18 protein-coding genes and 1 pseudogene are annotated in these 18,637 nt (G+C 39.8%); 2 read left to right on the plus strand and 17 right to left on the minus strand.

The features are described 5' to 3' along the window. Positions 1–9 precede the first annotated feature (9 nt). The 13 genes from HP552_RS05465 to HP552_RS05525 form a co-directional block, all read right to left on the minus strand. Positions 10–1,890: a hypothetical protein gene (locus HP552_RS05465; protein ID WP_175394578.1), complete on the minus strand. Its 1,881-nt coding sequence runs from the start codon at positions 1,888–1,890 to the stop codon at positions 10–12. A 91-nt stretch (positions 1,891–1,981) separates the two neighbouring features. Further along, positions 1,982–2,392 (minus strand): hypothetical protein, encoded by a 411-nt coding sequence (locus HP552_RS05470; RefSeq protein WP_024633679.1) that lies wholly within the window; start codon positions 2,390–2,392, stop codon positions 1,982–1,984. 67 nt (positions 2,393–2,459) lie between these two features. Next, complete coding sequence (locus HP552_RS05475; protein WP_175394579.1) at positions 2,460–4,250, minus strand: peptidoglycan DD-metalloendopeptidase family protein; 1,791 nt, start codon at positions 4,248–4,250, stop codon at positions 2,460–2,462. 76 nt (positions 4,251–4,326) lie between these two features. After that, positions 4,327–6,618 carry a mediator complex subunit 15 domain-containing protein gene (locus HP552_RS05480; protein ID WP_175394580.1) on the minus strand — a complete coding sequence of 764 codons (2,292 nt, stop codon included), beginning with the start codon at positions 6,616–6,618 and terminating at the stop codon, positions 4,327–4,329. Between the two features lie 8 nt (positions 6,619–6,626). Continuing rightward, positions 6,627–8,537: a VirB4 family type IV secretion system protein gene (locus HP552_RS05485; protein ID WP_024633676.1), complete on the minus strand. Its 1,911-nt coding sequence runs from the start codon at positions 8,535–8,537 to the stop codon at positions 6,627–6,629. Further along, positions 8,530–9,327: a TraC-like domain-containing protein gene (locus HP552_RS05490; RefSeq protein ID WP_175394581.1), complete on the minus strand. Its 798-nt coding sequence runs from the start codon at positions 9,325–9,327 to the stop codon at positions 8,530–8,532. The genes HP552_RS05485 and HP552_RS05490 overlap by 8 nt, the downstream gene beginning before the upstream one ends. Positions 9,328–9,551: 224 nt before the next feature. Continuing rightward, on the minus strand, positions 9,552–9,848 hold the full coding sequence (locus tag HP552_RS05495; protein WP_024633674.1) for a hypothetical protein: 297 nt from the start codon (positions 9,846–9,848) through the stop codon (positions 9,552–9,554). Positions 9,849–9,872: 24 nt separating this feature from the next. Beyond that, complete coding sequence (locus HP552_RS05500; RefSeq protein WP_175394582.1) at positions 9,873–10,238, minus strand: hypothetical protein; 366 nt, start codon at positions 10,236–10,238, stop codon at positions 9,873–9,875. A 189-nt stretch (positions 10,239–10,427) separates the two neighbouring features. Further along, a complete protein-coding gene (locus HP552_RS35740) occupies positions 10,428–10,925 on the minus strand; it encodes a metal-dependent hydrolase (RefSeq protein ID WP_376768941.1) in 498 nt (165 codons plus the stop codon). Positions 10,926–10,958: 33 nt separating this feature from the next. Continuing rightward, positions 10,959–11,417, minus strand: a complete 459-nt coding sequence (locus HP552_RS05510; RefSeq protein ID WP_175394584.1) for a thioredoxin domain-containing protein — start codon at positions 11,415–11,417, stop codon at positions 10,959–10,961. Between the two features lie 177 nt (positions 11,418–11,594). Beyond that, a complete protein-coding gene (gene nusG, locus HP552_RS05515) occupies positions 11,595–12,311 on the minus strand; it encodes a transcription termination/antitermination protein NusG (protein WP_175394585.1) in 717 nt (238 codons plus the stop codon). Between the two features lie 20 nt (positions 12,312–12,331). Then, positions 12,332–12,736: a hypothetical protein gene (locus HP552_RS05520; RefSeq protein WP_175394586.1), complete on the minus strand. Its 405-nt coding sequence runs from the start codon at positions 12,734–12,736 to the stop codon at positions 12,332–12,334. A gap of 133 nt (positions 12,737–12,869) precedes the next feature. Then, a complete protein-coding gene (locus HP552_RS05525; RefSeq protein ID WP_217506324.1) occupies positions 12,870–13,097 on the minus strand; it encodes a helix-turn-helix transcriptional regulator in 228 nt (75 codons plus the stop codon). A gap of 294 nt (positions 13,098–13,391) precedes the next feature. On the opposite strand from HP552_RS05525, the gene HP552_RS05530 reads away from it, so the two are divergent. Continuing rightward, positions 13,392–14,090: a helix-turn-helix transcriptional regulator gene (locus HP552_RS05530; protein ID WP_024633667.1), complete on the plus strand. Its 699-nt coding sequence runs from the start codon at positions 13,392–13,394 to the stop codon at positions 14,088–14,090. Positions 14,091–14,229: 139 nt separating this feature from the next. Here HP552_RS05530 and HP552_RS05535 read toward each other — a convergent pair whose 3' ends face one another. The 4 genes from HP552_RS05535 to HP552_RS05550 form a co-directional block, all read right to left on the minus strand. Continuing rightward, the gene (locus tag HP552_RS05535) at positions 14,230–14,670 is read right to left on the minus strand and encodes a hypothetical protein (protein WP_175394587.1); all 441 of its coding nucleotides are present in this window, start codon (positions 14,668–14,670) and stop codon (positions 14,230–14,232) included. Between the two features lie 679 nt (positions 14,671–15,349). Beyond that, complete coding sequence (locus HP552_RS05540) at positions 15,350–15,610, minus strand: hypothetical protein (protein ID WP_175394588.1); 261 nt, start codon at positions 15,608–15,610, stop codon at positions 15,350–15,352. A 311-nt stretch (positions 15,611–15,921) separates the two neighbouring features. Further along, positions 15,922–16,911 (minus strand): site-specific integrase, encoded by a 990-nt coding sequence (locus HP552_RS05545; protein WP_175394589.1) that lies wholly within the window; start codon positions 16,909–16,911, stop codon positions 15,922–15,924. 54 nt (positions 16,912–16,965) lie between these two features. Then, positions 16,966–17,847 carry a coiled-coil domain-containing protein gene (locus HP552_RS05550; RefSeq protein ID WP_175394590.1) on the minus strand — a complete coding sequence of 294 codons (882 nt, stop codon included), beginning with the start codon at positions 17,845–17,847 and terminating at the stop codon, positions 16,966–16,968. 608 nt (positions 17,848–18,455) lie between these two features. Here HP552_RS05550 and HP552_RS35560 point away from each other — a divergent pair. Next, positions 18,456–18,637, plus strand: a pseudogene (locus HP552_RS35560) (IS110 family RNA-guided transposase); the annotation flags it as partial.

Below are 18,637 nucleotides of genomic sequence, written 5' to 3' on the forward strand. Positions count from 1 at the left end.
CGCAAAAAGTTAGACAATGGAACGTAAACCCAAATGTTCAGCTACATGATCTTGAAGCTGTCTCTTCCAATCTTTGTTGGAAATACTAGAACCAAGTTTTCCAATCACAGGTACACCTAAAGCATCTTCCCAAGGGATCTTCCCCTCTCCTCCTCCCTGGATAATAAGACCGATTTTCTTCCACTCATCTCCCATTCTTTTTAGATGAGACATTTGAATGTCAGCCATACCCAGATGATCATCAGAGTTCTGAACAACCCAAATTGATTTTGTGCACCATTCATGTGAAGCCATGAGCAGTAAAGGTGAACTCTGACTCTGAAGATCTGCTAGAATTGTTTTCCCCACAAAGGCTCTCTCAGCTCGTACCAACCACACTCTCAGCAAAGTATCATTGAAAGGTTTTTTACTTGAGTAAATCCATGGGGCACAAAGATACTTATTCTTACATAGAGCCAATTCTTCGAGACCATCAGGAGTATCCGCAATGGTATGAGAAGGATGTAGCCCTAATTTCCCTGCAATCTGTCCATAGCTATACGATATTTCGGCTACACCAAGTGCTTTGTCTTCTGCACCTTCTGATAAAGATAAAATCATGGACGTTGCTCCCGCCCCTCCCTTTGGGGAGTAAAAGATAATTCGATGTGGCATTGGATAGGAAAAAGGTGAATATCCCTTTGCATGAGTGGTACTCTCGTGAACATCACCATCCTGCTTGCTTGTATCTTTTGACCTTCTAAATATTTGAAAAATGGGATTCTTTAATATGGTCCCTTTCGTTCCCTTTGGAGTCTCACCAACTTCCAGTGGTTTTTGTTCCTCACTAGGCCTAGATGGCTCCTCAACTCCTTCAGCCGGTGAAGCATGGGTTACTGTCGGTGTTTTCACTTCAACGTCCATATGTGGTATTTCGGCAGGTTTTATAGCCACCTCAATCTTTGGTGGATTGACCGAAGGACGAGAAGACAGAAACGAAGGCTCTGAAGGGTGATCTGTATTCTCCGGGTCTGTATCAGGTGAAACCTCAACTTTTTCCTCCACCTTCGTAACCACTTCATTCTGGGATATATTTACTTGATTCCCCACTGGGTCCATTGCTTGAGGAGAATCTTGATATTCTGTTACGTCTTGTAGAGTGTTGGGAACTTTTACGAGACGTTCAATATCTGCAGATGACACATTATTTCTGGCTAAAAAGTGATAGTAACCTTTTGACACTAAGCGCTGGTATAGTTTGTTGTTTTTCCGCTCAAATAACATCATCGCAAGACGAGTATTTTCTGAAGATTGAAAATGGCTTACTACCTGAAGAATTTTCAAATCTCTCAAGGTGGGTTCGTCCTTAGGCATCACACCTTCTTCAAGGAAGATAACCTCAGGGTTATTTAACTTCTCCAAATCCATCACATCATTGAACTTATTGCTTTTCGCTACAACCTGGATACCTCCAAAAGATTCAATTAGCTCAATTAAACTGGTATTCTTTGCAACAATGGCGACCTTTGCTCCTGTTTTATCTGTTGGGATATTTTGCAGACTATCCTCACTCTTACTTTCATCATCATTTCCAGCATCTTGGGAGTGATATGTTTGGCGACTGGTACTTTCAATCTCTAGTCCAAGAGATTGAATCCAATCCTTAGCCGCATTTCTAAAATCACGCGTACCTGAATACACCAGACTGGGCAACGGGAGTGAACTAACCTGGATAAAGAAAGGAAGACTTTCTTCAATCACTAAACCATCAATTTTTTGTTTCTGAACATAATCGAGAGCCGAATTCCAAGAAGTAAGGGCTGAGGAAATTTTTATACTTGGGTTTAACCCATTAATGGCTACGGAAATGCGCTCGTAGCTGGTTGGCTTACAAATAACAGCAACATGCATGATTATTCCTCCTGTTCGTCAAAGACGTCTTACCTGTAGATAAAAAAAGAGCGACGGAACTTCCGTCGCTCTTCAAGTCAAAAAGTATGTCTTAAAAATAGTTGCGAATGGTCGTGGCTACGTAATCCATGTAATCTACTGCTTTCCGGAGATCACCTAATACAAACATAATCCCAAAGCCAATGACAAGCGCCAATCCACCTAATGCTAAAAGCTTTTTTGAAAAGATCCCACACACCATAAGGATGATTCCGACAATCAAACAGAAGAAAAACAATGGATAAGCCATCTTTCCTCCTACTGTCTCTGCATCCTTGGTTAAGGCATCCATGCCTTTTGAGAATCTTCCTTTATCCACGGTAGATAGATCAAGGCTAGTATTACTATTGGTACTTGGAATGTCCAATCCTGAATTGCTATTGCTGCTTGATGCAAAAGAAGGTACAGAAAAAACAAGCATAAGCACCATCATTAGTGAAAACATGAAACCTTTTTTTCTCATATTCTTACCTCTTTCATCCTAATTTGAACTGGGAAATGTTCTGCATCCCCCCTTTCACAAATAATCATTAGAACGTCATATACGTTTTTGGATCTATTTTCATACCATTCTCAATAATTTCAAAATGAAGGTGGTTCCCGGTTGATTTACCAGTAGAGCCTACCCCTGCGATTTGCTCACCTGCGGTTACCTGTTGGCCATTTTTGACTAACGTGCTGCTGTCTAATAAGTGGCCATATAGCGTCTGGAAACCTCCCCCATGATCTATAATAATTGTGTTTCCGTATCCGCTTTTTGTCCCTACAAAGGTAACAACACCGTCTAATGGTGCTTTTACAGGGGTGCCCGCGGGTGCAGCCAGATCAATACCTGAGTGCATCGTTTTCACATTTGTAATCGGATGAATCCTATAACCAAATAGACTGGACACACGGTATTTATCTTTATCTACTGGATGGATTGCTGATGCCCAAAGTGGTGCAGGCTTCTCATAGAGTTCAATAAGAGCTAATACTTTGTCTACGTACCAGTCCGCATGGTTATATAGCCTAATAGCAGCTGCGGGGTTCTTGTTATAACCATTCTTGGATAGATAATTTGCCGCTGAAAATATTGCATCTTCAATGTCCCACGGATCCGCCTTACCATCGCCATTAGCATCAACGCCGTAGCCTCCTCCAGCTTTGATAACATTCAGATCCGTAATATCTAGCGAATCAGATACCAATCCGCCACCAATCTCGTATTTCCAACCTACCCACGTAGCAGGCATAAACTGCAAATGCCCGACAGCGCCTACACTAGATACCATAGTAGGATCTGTTGAAAATGTCGTTTCTACATTGTGTATGGCCGCGAGCGCATACCATGGAATTCCGTACTTCTTTGCAGCAGCTTTATAAATTGGAATGAATTCTGGAGGGATTTGTCCATTAACATAGCTTCCTCCTTGTCCATTCCCATCCCCACTACCAGGGAATCCAACATATAAAGGGTCGTATACCTTCGCGAGCTCAACGACAAATTCAGCATCGTCTTCAATCAATCCATGGTCTATTAAAAAGGTAACTAGCCGATCTGGCACACGAGGCGTAGAAACAACAGAACTCTGGACTTCAGCTGTCACCTTCGTATAGTTATCACTATCTCCTGTTTGAACCGTTTCGGTACGGTAATCTATGTTTACCGTTTGATCGTACTGGTCAACTGTGGTAATGAGTTTAGTTTTGTATTTCTGTGTATCCACATTGACGACTCTTTCTTGAGTGTCGTTACCCTCATCGTCCGTCACTGTACGATATGTTGTAGTTTTTGTCTCCACAATTACCACCGTGTCTTTCCACGTAAAACGTGGCCCTATCGCTTTGTACGTTCGCTCTGGATCTGGTTTTCTGGTACTTCCATCACCAACAATTGGGTCACCTATAACACGGTCAGCAGCGGCTATTAACGCCCAGGATATTTGGTATGTTGTAGCTTGTTCAAATGGACTTTCTTGATAAGGAACTCCCTTCTTGGATCCAAAGCTGTACTCATCACTTTCGCCTAATCCGTTCTCAGATAATTGAATATACTTTTCCTGTAATTCTTTGTCTTTTTGTAGGTTCCACTCCGGATCATGTTCGTCGGTAGTAAAGATAGCCATCTGTCCAGATTCCTTTTTGAAATCATCAGGAGCACCAAAGAATAGAGAGTAAATACTCAAAAAAGCAATTAGTACGGCAGCCACAATTAAGATGTACGGTAATAGTTTAATGATTAGTTTTTTAGCGATTTTTTTCCCGAGTTTCGCCAGTTTCCGAGCCATGTACTTTTTAGCAGCACTTTTTCCTGCTTGGAAAAGCCCTTCTAAACTCAATCTTGATCACCTTCCTCAATCTATGAAAAAATGCCTTTCCTGTCGTTGGACAGAAAAGACATTTTCAAAGAATTTTCTATTCATTTTTCCGTATGGAAGGAGGTATATCAATAATTACCTGTTTCGGCTTACTGTTTTCTCTTGGGTCAGAAAATCCATATGACTGATCCATAGCTGGTGGTGGAATTGGTCCAGGATCTCCATTATGTCCAGGAGCGGGTAATGGCGGTTGTGCTTGAGTTAATGATACTCCTTGAATTGGACTCTCGGGTTTAGAACCAGATTGATTATGATTAGGACGACCCTGATGGAACTGTCGTTCTAGATAGTTCATATTATTCCGGTTTCTTTGATTCTGCGTTGCTTGTTGGCCAATAGGACTTCTCATGTTCGGTGGAACTATAGTCGAAGGATTATTCATTGGACCAGACGGCCTTTGTGGTGGTCTAGCCTGTACTGTTTGCCCTTGTTTACCTGCAACACTCCCTGCCTGATTTGAGAGACTCTGAGAAGGGATAGAAACCGAAGAATGACCTGGATAGCCTGGTTTTGAAGAAACCATAACTCCTCCTTGTTCAGCCAGAGGTGTATGAACTGGACCCGGTAGTTCTGCCGTTCTACTGTTACCTCCTCCAGGTTGTACACCTGGACCGGCGGGAAGTGCCATGATAGGACCACTACCCATTGGCAATGCTAACGGGGCAGAGGCCAACTGAGTTTCAGTTATAGGCTTTTCTGATCGGTATGATTGAAATGCTCTACCAGCCTCTCGCGCTCCTTTTGCTAGGGATCCAACGCCTTGTTCAATTTTCCCAACTGCTTGAGCTCCTAATGCAGCTCCAACAAACCCACCAGATAGGTTCCCCGACAATGCACTACCCGCGATAAATCCTGCACTGGCCCCAGCTACCCTAGCTGTTTGTTTCGCCACTTTACCTGCAGCTTTAGTACTGGCAATAGCAGCCGATTGCATTAACCCCATCGTTCCACCTTTAGAATCTACATAACTTTTAATTGGTGATGAAGCTTGTGTAGTAGTTGAGGTGCCACTACTTGAAGGTCCCCCCCTCATTCCGGAAGATACCTTGTTCGCAGCTCCACCTGGAGCGTTCTTAGCAAGGGCCCCTTTTGTAGGTGCAACAGGCGCCAAGTTTGAACTGCCCATCATAGAACCAAAGCTTGGAGCACTTACTGGACTAATACCATATGAACCTGCCGTTGCCATTGCTGGTGAAGCACCTCCTGAACCCGAAGGAAGAATCCCCTTGGTATCAGAGCTTGTTGTATTGGATTTTCCCCCTCCATTCCCTTTTAAGCCTCTGACGATACCTTGAACGGCCATGACTGTTCCCATACCAAAACCACCACTTACGGTACCCCCACCATGCGCCCCGATAGGGAGTCGGATCAAACTTGTAATCGTAGGCATACCCACTAAGAATACAAGTAGAATAAAGAAGTTAGGAGTTTTGGCGAGTAAGGAGATAAAGATGGCATAACCTATTGCATGACCCGCCTGAGTAAATATCTGTGCTGCAAATTCCCTAAACCAGTCATCAAGCACTTTTTGAGCCCCTGGTGTCGTACAACGGAATAAAACCCAAGGAAAAATAACCATTAAGAAGATTAAGGTTACCAATCGCAAAGCATATTGATAGTTAAGCATACCTACACAGAAAACTATCAGAATCACCAGGGCCGCTTGGCCGAGGCTTTTAGTTTCAGAAGTGAGGATTTCAAGGATGTTGACCTGCATAACATCCCAGCCCGTTGCCATTTTCATTCCATCTATAGCCCAAAGAACGACCATGTAGTTAATATCAAAAAGAAGCTTATACATGTATCCAGCCATGTTCAATCCAACAAAATAAATCACAAGTCCTTGTGCCATGTTAGTGATACTGATTTGACCTTGTTGAGTGCCACCTTTAAACATAATCATAAAAGCCCAAACAAATAGACTGAAGACTGCTAACCAAGCACTTACTGTTAAAAATGAATTGAAAAAATCAACAATGACACTAAAAATAGACGATTCGAAAGTGTTAAAAACAAGGTTTTCAGTTCCTTGGAGAAAAATAAGCTCGTTAAAATCCTTGAGTCCAAGTGTCTTCCGGATAAAATCAGCAAAGTTAACTACCAAAGAAGCTAACTGCCTCTCCAAGTACCCAGGATCTCCATCATCATCCAAGCGATCGCCAAATACACCGTTCCTTATTTGGTCGGTGGGACTGTTTGCAGCCTCATTCGATGTTTCTGTTTGAGTTTCAGCTGATGCTATACCACTTACCGTTGGAAGTATAAAGCCCAAAATGAGCAATGCCAAACAAAGTCTCAGGATGAGACCCTTGAATTTTATATTTGCCATCTCTCACATCACGCTCCAATACCTTGTTCATAATCATTAGGATTGGTGGTATACAACCAGTATTCATTTGCCGTTGGTTGGATGGAGACAATCGTTGATTCTTCATTAACTCTCAATATACCTACGCCAGCACTTGCAGTAAGTAAGAAGCGAGCTTCACCTTCTGCCAAGTTGAATTTCCCTTGTACTGCATCGATGTCAATACTCTCTTGGCGAAGTAATAATTTTGTCGGAGCATTTTTTAGAATTCCCATTCCCTCTGGAACCCTTAGAAAGACTTCAAATCCTTGGGTTACCGCACACATGGAAACATTCAATTTTCTTCCCCGCCGGTATGCATTCTCCAACCATTTTGCCTGTTCTGGATCTTCCATCTGCAGCTGAGCCTCATCGGATATAATTCTTTTTTTGCGGAAACGATCCTTCTTTCCAAACCTCTCCCATGTCCACTTATTCGCAATAAATGAACCAATAGGTTTCATCCATTCTTCGTCCAAGTCGGCTGTGGAGATTCCAAAAACACGGCCCTCCCCAATCTTAAACGTTGACTGGCCATCAAAGATAGCTTTGGAGTCGTCCCCGCCCTCTCGTGTGAACAACTTGATGAGTGGAGTAACACCCGATAGTCTCTCATCTTGCAGCATAAGCTGGTAGTGATCATAGAGAGTTGGCATTTCCTTAATAACATATTCATTGTTTACTAGCTCATACAAACTCTCAGGACTACTATTGATGTTAAATTGTTTATACAGCTTAATCGTTGTATCATGTACGGCCACTTTGACTGCCCCTGTAAGAGCACTCTCATCAACGGTACGGATCATTTTGAATATTACTGCTTGGACACCTTGATATGCTTCCTCAATATCGACGAAAACTCGTCCCCGCTCGTCTTCCTCTTCTCGAACATCATAATAATTTAATCGTTGGTAATCAGCATGTTTAGGAGACAATTCGGCATAAGGTCCGTTCATCGCCAAAACAAGATTTTTATATTCCCTCTCAGGATCAATAATTCCTGTGCTGATACCAAGGGCTGCGGACCTTCTCGTTAAGACTTTAATAGCAAATGATTTTCCTGAACCAGCTCGTCCGAACACAACCATATTGCTGTTATTAAGTCGTCGATCCCATCCATCATAAAAAACAGGTCTGCGAAAGTGGTCAAAACCCAAAAGCACACCCTTACGGTGAGATAGTCCTCCATACCCGAACAAGAAAAAATCGGCTACGTTACTACTCTCCATTTCTTTAATATGAGGCTTTGCGATGACTTTTGGCCCGATGCCCACAGTATGTCTCCATGCTTCAAGCTGTCTAGTATCAGCAGCATTGAAGCGTATCCCCATACCACTAAGACGTTTAATAATCGTTCGACTAAGACGCCTTAGCTTGTCAGGAGTGTTTGAAGAAACATTGAGTGCTACAGATGTGTTAAACAACTTTTCAGCATTGACCCTGAGTCGACCTAATTGCTCTTCTAAATCAGATAGTTCTTGCATCATTGCGCCGACTTTTCCAGGGTTATGCTCTTGCGTTAACTCTGCCCGTAAAACCGCTATCCGATTGGATATTACATTGATTTCATGACTTATTTCTGCAGGCTCAATGGACACGGTTATGTCTACTGCCCCATCACCTTCACTTAACATGATCGGGTCGAACATTCCGACGAAAGTGGTTCGCCCTGTAAATTTCAGAAACCATGTGCGGAGGTATGATGCCCCTCCCGTATTATCGCCGAACTCAACCCAGTAGTCGGTTGCATTGTTTTCACCTGGCATACGTTCAATAATTGAGGGTGGGGCAATAATATCGGCTTCTTGTTCGGTTAAACCTTGAAGCTTGAATTCTTCCTCTGAACTCTCTGTTTCGTCAATTTCTTTTTTCCGATTGAACAATTTTGGGATTTTAAGCATGAGCATCCTCCTGTGTATATATAGATTTGCCAAAGGAATGAGGAACCTGCCCGTCTTCATTTACCATACCAATAAATTCTTCTAAACTAACCAAGCCGGCGATCTCCCGATTTTGTGTACGATATAAGTATTGCAACACTTTTTGCCGATCCATTTCCGTAGTCACGATGCCAACATCAGAGAATTTAGATTGCATAATCCTCATACTGTTAGTAAGCTCCTGTTTTACCGTATCTATATCGTGCTCTATACCTTTTCTGGAAGCATTTTTTCTAAGAAGATCGTTAATGATAGGAATCGATGTTTCAGTAGTCAGGTCTAGCAAGTATCTTGAATCTGTTTCGAGAAAAACAAAATATTTGCGGTCTTGAATTTTATTTGCTTCGACAATTCCAAAGAAGGTTTCTTGCATTTCATCCACATATTCCAAATCCATTGGATCATTTGTTTCATAAGCTTGTGATTTCAAATCCTGGAAATAACTTTCCAAGTCATAAGGATGACTTTCAGACTTGAAACGAAGTGGATGTGGGATGGTATTAATCGTTTCGCGGAATGCTAACCAGATTGCTTCTTGCTCTTTCGGAGACTTTAAAGCAAACGATATTGGTTGAACTTCAAGCATGTACATATACCGGTCGTCCGGGGTAGTGATTAAGCCATCAGTCGTTATTTCTTGAACTTGAAACCAGTCTTTAGCGGATTCCTTCTTCTCCTTTTTCTTTGTCTTTCCACCGAATTGTAAAAAAATGAGCACACCAACAATAGCTACAACTAAAATAATATCCATGTATCTTTTTTCACCTCACAGAAAAGTAACTCACACCAAATAAAAGAAAAATGCCCTAATATATTAGGGCATCTTTATAGAAATTATTTTGCTTTTTTTGTAGCATTTTTCTGTGCTTTTTTCGTTTTTCTTCCTTGGGAATGTATAAACAATGCTGCCCCTACTAATACCAAGCCCAAAACGATATCCATAGTTATTCACCTCACAAAAGTAGTTTATTTATTTTATAGAAATGTTCTTTTGCGGTAACGACACGAGACATACCCCATCAGAAAACGATGAAGATCTTGCCCAGTGGAAGGATGCTTTATATGTGCAAAAGCCAAGCAAATGACGAATGGTATTAAATGCGGAATATAACCCACTGTACCAATTCCAGGTATTTTAGGAATGTAGTTAATCACTTGTAGTGATAAATAACCACCCAATATCCACCAACCCACTTGAAAAAATGACAGTCCGTAAATTACTTTGGTTTTTTCGTTACTCTTATAGGTCAATAGATGCTGCCTGCCGTACATTACGAGTCACTCCTTTATTGCATGTTAGGTTAAGTTGCCGCCAAAGATACCGTAGAAGAGACCCACAATTTTATCAGCCATGATAACAACGGCAAGTGCAATGAGAGTATACTTGAATTTATCCTTAGCACCCTGAATTTTATTAGAATCCCCACCGGCTGTAAGGAACATAAATGCACCCCACATTAAGAAAATAGCAGCAATCCAGCCAAAGACCTCTCTTACCGCGCTTGCTCCACGATCGGCAGAATCTTTTGTCCATGTTTTAAAGCTATCAACATTGGTCGGATCTAGTTTAGTAGAAGCAGATGTCACGGTGGCAAAAGCTAAACATAATACCGCAACAAGGCCTAACATGATCCAAAATTTTTTCGATTTCAATGCTTTCATTTCCATTCCTCCATTTTCTAAAGCTGTAAAACCGTAATATTTATATTTATCTGATGAGAATCTTTATATATTCGTTCGCCTCCCCTCGTCATATACAAAAAAACCTCCTTCAATGGAACTCAGAAGGAGGTTTGTATTGATTGCTGGCTATGAAAAGAAACGTATTTCATCCGAAAGTCATTCCTAAAGTTAGAATAATTTATTCTTCAATAGGTTGTTAATGACGTCACCAAAAATAAGGTTGTTAATGATCAAATACACTAGTGCTAAACGAAACAACATATCGATTACCCGATAGAGCCAAAACGGTACCTTAATTCCTATCTTCTTTCTGTATAGTGGCCATAACAAACTCACTCTCCCAGTGACCATATCACCAAGAATATGTGAAAGGATACCCCCAAATACAACATAGCTTAGAGTGAAAATTGGCGTTGCATCAGTGAAAATCGATATTATCAATGCACTTATAACAAATAGACAAGAAAATAGAATCGAAAAGAATAAAGAATGTGTAACAGTCCTGTGTTTCATCGTCCATTTTAAAGGGATTGAAACAAGAAATACACGTCTACCTATGAAGCTCTTAGGTTCGTCGATATCAGATATTATAGCGGATCCTATACCGCCCAATACACCGAGCCATGTGGGGGAAATTAAATAACCTACTACTCCCCCCAAAAGCATATGAGTCTTAGCGTACAAAAAGGTACCTCCACTCTAAATTTTTTCAGGATGTATTGGTAATAAGCTAATAGGTAGATCGCCTAATGCTCTCCACGATTCAATGCCTCGTGTGATCCGAATTAATGTAGGTGTTTCATTGATATTCAGATCCTTGAGTATAGTTTTGGCATCTGGATCAAGAACATCCACACCATATACGTTTAGTGCATCTTCATTAGACCTGTACTTTTCCAATGTTGGTTTATATGAGTTACATACATGACATTCATCCGAGTAAAAATAAACAAGATAGTCACTGTCTTGCTGCTTATCATAGACATCCGCTTTAACCACACTAATACGTTCCTTAGATTGCTCATGAGCCTCATCAGGTGCAATGTTTTGAATCATATCCTCATTTGGTCTGAATAACATGCCGGCACAAAAAACAATTACAATCCCTAATACCACCATAGGTAAATACAATTTCAGAAAACTTTTTTTTCTTGGCACACAATTACCTCCTAATGCTTAGCTGTGCTTCACTACTATAAACTTTTGATTATTTGATTAAAGATAGAAATAGGCTGCATTAGAATGCACTCTAAAGAAAGAATTAACGAAATTATCTTCCGTGACATATACAGAACAGGAAGGTACTGAGCACAAAAAAACAGGCCTTATCTGCATTTATTCGTTTAGCACTTTGTTTCTAGCCCTTTTCATTGACTTCATATAATTCACAAGCGAATTCCACACATATCGCGGGCTTTTTTCATTCCGCAACTCTGTCAGCCCAGTGTCCCATTCCCTTACTTCCCGGTATAGAGAGATAGGAATTCTCATCAATGTGCGTTTGCCTTTACGCACGATATCAAAGGCTAGGCTAAACAAACTTAACTTTTCTACGTTGTTATCCGCATGAATATCAGAATTATTAATTGTTTGATAATCTTCTTTCACATTTGTTTGTTCTTCAATAGATTGTAATTGACAAGATTTAACAGTGTTTTGATTGGGTAATGAATCTAGTGTTTGATGTTTTACAGTAGGTTCTTCAGCCTTAACAGGAACTTCAACTTCGACTTCACCCTTACATTGGTTATGTAAGTGTTCAATCTCTTCAGATGAGATTGGGGACCAATCCAACACTTTATAAACACCCGGAACTTCCTTAAAAAAGTGCCACAACTCTGCCGACAGATCCTCAAGCTTTACAAAAATGTATCCTGAAAGGACGGAATCCACATTTAGCTTACGACCTTTAGTTGTTAAATTTACAACTTTTTTAACTCCAGCAAATATCCCATGAATCAATCCATTCACCTTTTTTACCACCGCGTACTGATTTAACCGATGAGCGATCTCTAACTCAAAGCCTGTTTTAACTTGTAATGCATACCACATAGTCTTTTCCTCCCCAAGGTTTAATTCTTACTCGGATTACTATCTCGAATATGCTTCGTAAGCTTTCGCAGAGCAGTTTTGAATAATCGCTCGATTTCAGCCGGTTGCAAGCTTGGATATAACTCTTTAATCTCCTGGTAACCTTTACGATCCTCAATTACTAGTTTTACAATACACTGTTCCAATGTTGGAAGTTGGCTAAGTTGCTCGTCATCGATCTTTTCTCCTACAGGGAACCCAATAGAGTTAATCGCATAATTACAATGAGAGATGATTCGGCTCATACCTCGATGACTCAAAAGTTCATAGGTTTCTTCCGGACTTAGAAAATCATCGAAGGTAATATTTTGCTTAACCCGCTTGTTTTTAAGGACTTTACTTCGATGTCCCTGGTAACTGGCTAAAAGCTCAATAGACGAATGCATTCTCAACCCACCTCTTTTTTTTACTATGCTTAATTTTCTGACCAACTTTTTTTTGCATCGTGCTATTCTTAGTCATTTTTTTGTGCTAAAATGTAATCAACGGTGTACATTTTCGTAATCCATTGAATACACTTTATTTCATATCAGCCTCAAATAGATCATCCACCATTACTTTAAAGTGGAAAGCTAGATGAATGGCTAATGTAAAATCCGGCACATGATTCTGTTTCTCAATTTTGCTGATCGTTTGTCTGGTAACGCCTACTGCATCAGCGAGGTCCTTTTGAGTCTCACCGTTCTTTTTTCGAAATGAACGGACATTGTTTCTAATTTTAAGTTTAGCGGAGTGACTTACAGTCAAAAGAACGTTCTCCTTTCCAGTTGTAATAATCTATATGTAGTTAAATATCCTTTTGAAATAAGGCCTCCATTTGCAGATGGAGGAATAAGAACCTCTTCCATTGAATATATTACTTAATGATTAGTATAGGTGTCAACCAAGAATTACACAAAATATCACTAATGTAAACGAAGATTTACATTTGAATGCAATAATTAGTAAATATGATGGCGATCATCGATCAGAGTTGTTTGGCTGCTTGATGTAAATATAATTTCTCTACTATTTTAAGACACTCGAAAGGCGGCACTTTTTATGACCACTACAAATAAAGATGTATCTATTGAACCTAATTCGGCTACTAGTTCACCATCTGCCATTTTAGGACAATACTTAAAACAGGTCAGAGAAGAAAAGAAATATTCATATAGACAAGCTATGGAAGTAACAGGAATAAGTCACTCTTACATTAAGAATGTTGAAAGTGGCGTTGACCCGCGTTCGGGAAAAGAAATCATTGTTCAAACAGACAAATTAGCTAAATTTGCAAGAGGATATAATATCCCTTATGAGACTTTGCTTCAAAAGGCAGGCATTGTAAAAACCGACACTCCAGACATTACGGAAATTGAACGAAAAGAGATCTTCCTTCAACGACTAAAACAACTGATAGAAGAGGAATCTGTGGATCTCGTCTCTCTTGCTAAAAAAACCGAAATCCCCATGGAACAAATCACAGAAATTATGCAGGGAAGTGTCTCTGCATCGATTGAAGATATCTACTCTCTTGCGGCTGCTTTACATGTGACTCCTGATTACCTAGCTGGTTATGCTGCAGATAAAAAAGGTTTCCATCCGGACACTCCTGAATTAAAGGAGCTCACATCCTTAATTAATGATGCCGGCTTACAATTGTACGGTAAGCCTCTCTCCAAGGGAGACAAGGATAAGATCATTGCAGCGGTAAAAGTCATCTTCTCAGATTCGGCTCAACGCCAAATGGATGAAAAATAAGAAAGAAAAAGCGAGTTCCTGCAATGGAACTCGCTTCTTTTTTCATATCCCCCGGTTACCACCAAATTGTTAAGCAATCTCTAAGTTCCCCCCATCCTTCTGCAACAAACCATATATCGTGCTAATATTTCCGCTTAGTTTAACAACTTAGGGTGGTTAATTTTTTTACTACATTCGTGACGACAAATCCTAAATCGTAACTGTGGCGGAAAGTTATTTGATATTTTTCTACTTTTTTGTCTACCTTATTGTTAATCACCTTGTGAACACTTGCTATTACATCCAATACATAAAAACCACCTTCTACTGTTCTCATATTCGCTACTTGAAACGGTTCAATGCTATAAACATTTTCTTTCCCTGACTTTAAGTATTGTTTTTCTTGGAGCGCAAATAGTGTCTTCCTTTGCAATTCAGTCGTTAACATACGCTCCAATTGTTTTTCTCTTGTTTGTGGAAATCCCCACAATGCAACCCATTCAATCGAATCCTTACCTTTAGTCACTTCATCATGTGGATGAGCTGCACTTACTGACGGAATGGATAATATAGCCCCGATAGAAAGGACTAGAATGGACATCAAATTTTTCCTCATACAATCACCTCACCATGATTTTTCCTCATATGGGTGAATTTTATGTATAAATTGTCACACTGCCCGTTAGTTGAACAAAGGCAGCCGATCCTATTGATCAGCTGCTTCTTTGTATTATTGGACTATCGATTTTCGTTAATTTACAGATAATCGTTTTTTAAACCCAATAGTTATCGTTCAATATTTGTAGTTTTATTTTTTCGAAGTCCTTGAAGACAGTAGTTTTACACGGGGAATGGCCATAGTCACATATACGTACTGGCGAGATAGTTGAACTGCTTCCATCACTTGAGCAAGGGAAGGTGAGAATTCGAAGACTGTCTTTATCAAAACAATACACTGCAATAAACCAGTGCGTAGCATAGGAATATTCACTGACCTGCATTTCCTCAACCCAGTATTCGTTGTTCAAGAGGCTGTAGTCATGCTCACCCATCGGCAATAAACTATACCTTAGAGCATACCATTCTTAGTTATAATGCTTCTTGCGACTTAATCTCACAGTATTTAGCATAATGCTATGCTTTTGCTTCCAAGGTAATCTCAGTTTTTTTCTTTGCCTTTTATTCATGATTCTCCTTCACTTTAGTATTTTAATTAATTCTTTATACACCAATTAATTCAACTATCCTGCCCGTAGCTTAACGAATTGTCTCTGACTTTGTTAATCCTTAATAAAATACTCTCTCACCAATACTATCAAACCAATAACGAACAGTATAACACCCATAATGAACGGGAAACCCAAAGATAAACTCTGTACTACTTCATCCCCATATCGTTCTGCACCGAAGATAGTATACCATAACTTTGATCCACTCCAAGCTGTGATACTTGGAGCATATAATGCAGCAGCCAGGATAATAGATAAAGATATCAATGACCCAGTAAACAATAATAATCCGCCAATTATTACTCTCTTCATATATTTTCTCCCTTCAGCTGTTGCTATTTTATATAACAATAAAAGTTGAACCAACGTGCTCTTTAGTTAATAGAAAACAGTCGTCCTCAATTACGAGTCCCAGAGTTAAGGATCTTTTTTAGAGTATTTGAGGGAAACACACGAAAAATCCCACCGTGCTATTAGGTTCGCGGCCGAACGGTGGGTTTTTATAATTATTTTAGTCTGAGCTAACATTGTCGGGGTTTTAAAATCTACAAGCTTTGCTTCTTGAGGTCTTTACTGTAAAAGCAGTTTAAAGAGTCATAGATATAAAATGGAAAGGAACGCATTCACAGTCCTAAATCATTTGCTGCATTTTGTTCAAAGGCATTCCCCAACCGAATGTATCTTCTTAAAGTTGTCATTGACTTGTGCCTGCTCTGTTTTGCAATTGCCCACTCGCTTTTACCTGCCTTAGCAGCCGTAGTTACAAAGCCAGCTCTAAGACTATGACCAGAATACTTCGAAATGTCGTAGTTACATTTTTCGGCGTAGTACTTCACAATCTCAGCAACTGCCCCGTCGGATAGTCGGTTCCCTGAAATTTTCCCATGACGATTAATACTCCTAAACAATGGACCATTGTCAATTCCAGCTGCAGAAATCCAATTAAGATAGGCTCGTACTGGACAAGTGTGATCGAACTGGCCATAAGGGATTGCTAAGCTCTCTGACTCACCAAGCTGATCCGTCTTTGACTTTTTCAATTCAACCATAAGACCGTCTTCAACTAATGTAATATCTTCCAGATCAATTCCAGTCAATTCACTTCTACGAAAGGCACCCATGAAGCCTATTAAAAGTATCGCCTTGTCCCTCTTTTTTTTCACCTCATTTTCTATTCCATCTATAGCATGAACCATTTCTTGCAACATTGGAATTGTTATTGGATCTTTGCCCTTTTGCTTTGTTCCTAAGTGTCTCCTGGTACCAGCAAGAATCTGTTGAATAGCGTAAGTAAACGGAAATTCCATCTTAGCAGTTTCGTGAGCAAAACGAATAGCACTCAGTTTTCTTGAAATTGTGTTGGCTTTATAATCATGAAGAACAAGGTCGGATATGTAGTTACCCAAACACTCTTCACTTGCTGGCAAAGAAATATAGTCATATTCACGACACCATTTTTCAAACAATGCAAAGTCACTACGATATGCCTTGTTTGTATTCTCTGACTGCGAGTGTGAAATTAACTGTCTACTTTGCTTAATGAGCTCTTCTTTTTTCAATGACAAAAATAATTGTGTTTGAGATCCCTCAGGATCAATAGGGTGATTTTCCATTCTCCTCCCCCTTCTACTATCTAACTTAGATTATATAAATACTTATAGGACTATTTATTCTTTAATAGAGGGATTAGCCTCATCGCCACTCTTTTTGTTTTCATCGTTAACCTCTTGTACTAATTTTAACATGGATCTAGAATGTTGTAGGTTCAATTCACTAATCTTTGCTGCAGTCTCTTCTTGAATTTTCATACGTTCTTCTAACAACTTCTCTTTATACTCCAATTCAATTTCTTTCCTCTGCTCATTCAGCTTCTTCTCGTATTCTTCTTCTCTCCTCCTTGAATCATCAACTTGTTTATCGATCAGATTCCTTTTTTCAGTGAGTTCCTTATTTAATTGATTAATTACAACGTTTTGTTCAGTGATTTTGCTTTGGTAATTTTGCTCCATTGTATTTATCGTCTCTTTTAACTCCAGATACTCATCAGATATCTTCTGCAATTCATTTAATTGAATGTTTAGACGGTTATTCTCTTCTGCCATATGTCTATTAAGCTGCTCCAAAGTATCTACTGATTTTTTATTACGTTCAGCCTCAATCCGAGCCTCATTCTTATGTTCAGCCAGAAGAGAATTATCTCGTTTTAGGACTGCTACCTCTTTTTTCAGTTCAGTTATCTCTCTATTTAACTCATCAAGCTCAATGGCATGCCGATCGTTCTTTTCATCCGAGTCTGCCTTTGTTTCCTCAACGACCTCTATTGCTTTTTGATTTATCCGGATAAAAAGACTGTAGATCACATTCATATGTTTCTCCAGGTCTTTTAAATCTTCTTCAATACGCGGATCATTCTTTCTTATATTGTGAAGCGTCTCCAACGCCATTAAGGATTCTAGCCATTCTGTTGATTCCAATCCAGTCGCCGAAATGCGCGCATTCACTTCTTCGAGCTTTTCTTCATCCATTTTGAATCCTTTTGTCTTGTTCATAATATCCTCCATTATATATAATGGTTAACCAAGAAACCCTTATATAATCTAATGTTAACTGGTTAACCGCTATTTTATGGTTAACTATAACATGGAATTTATCAAAAAACCAAGCCTGCTTTCTAACCCTCGATAAATTAACATTATCGAAGGTTAGAAAGTGGACTATTGGGACTGAAAAAGAGGTAGGACCGCTGAGACTTAACCCATAAGTTTGCCATTTGGCAAGCTTATGCTTCCAAAAACTCATGGCATACTTATGCTTCCAATGCATCCATCTACAAACAAACATTCCTATTTCGCTTAGAATTAGTGTATAAATTGCCCGTTTCAGGTCCTTTATGAATGACCGATAGCGGGAAGTAACTCCTTCATAATGAACAATTTGAGTTAGGAAGTTATAACTATGGTTTTAAATGAAATCATTAAAGTCAAAGAAGCCAACCACTACTACGATTGACTTCACATGAATTTATTGAGCTATCGTTTCCCGTTAGAATTCCTGTAAAACGAATAATTTGTAGTTTGAATAAAAACGAGCGCCTCGGTACGATGGGGTTACGCACGAGGTCATTGCCTCAAAAAGCCCATCAGGAGGTCGCTCTACTATAAAGTTTAAGGCACAAGACAAGCAAAATCAACTCATTGTAAACATTACCGTTCAACACCTGGTCATCGGTGTAGACATCGCTCAGGAAACCCATGTTGCCCGGGCTGTCAGCTTCCGAGGAATTGCTTTAGGTGCTCCGCTCGAGTTCGGCAACCATCGCGAGGGGTTCAAGTTGTTCCA

Origin of the sequence: Paenibacillus xylanilyticus (genome assembly GCF_013359935.1) — a bacterium.
Lineage (GTDB): Bacteria > Bacillota > Bacilli > Paenibacillales > Paenibacillaceae > Paenibacillus > Paenibacillus xylanilyticus.

What these genes read in the sequence shown, in the direction of transcription:
- HP552_RS05465 (WP_175394578.1), bottom strand. Translation starts at nt 1,890, where the DNA reads ATGCATGTTGCTGTTATTTGTAAGCCAACCAGCTACGAGCGCATTTCC.
- HP552_RS05470 (WP_024633679.1), bottom strand. Translation starts at nt 2,392, where the DNA reads ATGAGAAAAAAAGGTTTCATGTTTTCACTAATGATGGTGCTTATGCTT.
- HP552_RS05480 (WP_175394580.1), bottom strand. Translation starts at nt 6,618, where the DNA reads ATGGCAAATATAAAATTCAAGGGTCTCATCCTGAGACTTTGTTTGGCA.
- HP552_RS05485 (WP_024633676.1), bottom strand. Translation starts at nt 8,537, where the DNA reads ATGCTTAAAATCCCAAAATTGTTCAATCGGAAAAAAGAAATTGACGAA.
- HP552_RS05490 (WP_175394581.1), bottom strand. Translation starts at nt 9,327, where the DNA reads ATGGATATTATTTTAGTTGTAGCTATTGTTGGTGTGCTCATTTTTTTA.
- HP552_RS05495 (WP_024633674.1), bottom strand. Translation starts at nt 9,848, where the DNA reads ATGTACGGCAGGCAGCATCTATTGACCTATAAGAGTAACGAAAAAACC.
- HP552_RS05500 (WP_175394582.1), bottom strand. Translation starts at nt 10,238, where the DNA reads ATGAAAGCATTGAAATCGAAAAAATTTTGGATCATGTTAGGCCTTGTT.
- HP552_RS35740 (WP_376768941.1), bottom strand. Translation starts at nt 10,925, where the DNA reads ATGCTTTTGGGGGGAGTAGTAGGTTATTTAATTTCCCCCACATGGCTC.
- nusG (WP_175394585.1), bottom strand. Translation starts at nt 12,311, where the DNA reads ATGTGGTATGCATTACAAGTTAAAACAGGCTTTGAGTTAGAGATCGCT.
- HP552_RS05520 (WP_175394586.1), bottom strand. Translation starts at nt 12,736, where the DNA reads ATGCATTCGTCTATTGAGCTTTTAGCCAGTTACCAGGGACATCGAAGT.
- HP552_RS05530 (WP_024633667.1), top strand. Translation starts at nt 13,392, where the DNA reads ATGACCACTACAAATAAAGATGTATCTATTGAACCTAATTCGGCTACT.
- HP552_RS05535 (WP_175394587.1), bottom strand. Translation starts at nt 14,670, where the DNA reads ATGTCCATTCTAGTCCTTTCTATCGGGGCTATATTATCCATTCCGTCA.
- HP552_RS05540 (WP_175394588.1), bottom strand. Translation starts at nt 15,610, where the DNA reads ATGAAGAGAGTAATAATTGGCGGATTATTATTGTTTACTGGGTCATTG.
- HP552_RS05545 (WP_175394589.1), bottom strand. Translation starts at nt 16,911, where the DNA reads ATGGAAAATCACCCTATTGATCCTGAGGGATCTCAAACACAATTATTT.
- HP552_RS05550 (WP_175394590.1), bottom strand. Translation starts at nt 17,847, where the DNA reads ATGAACAAGACAAAAGGATTCAAAATGGATGAAGAAAAGCTCGAAGAA.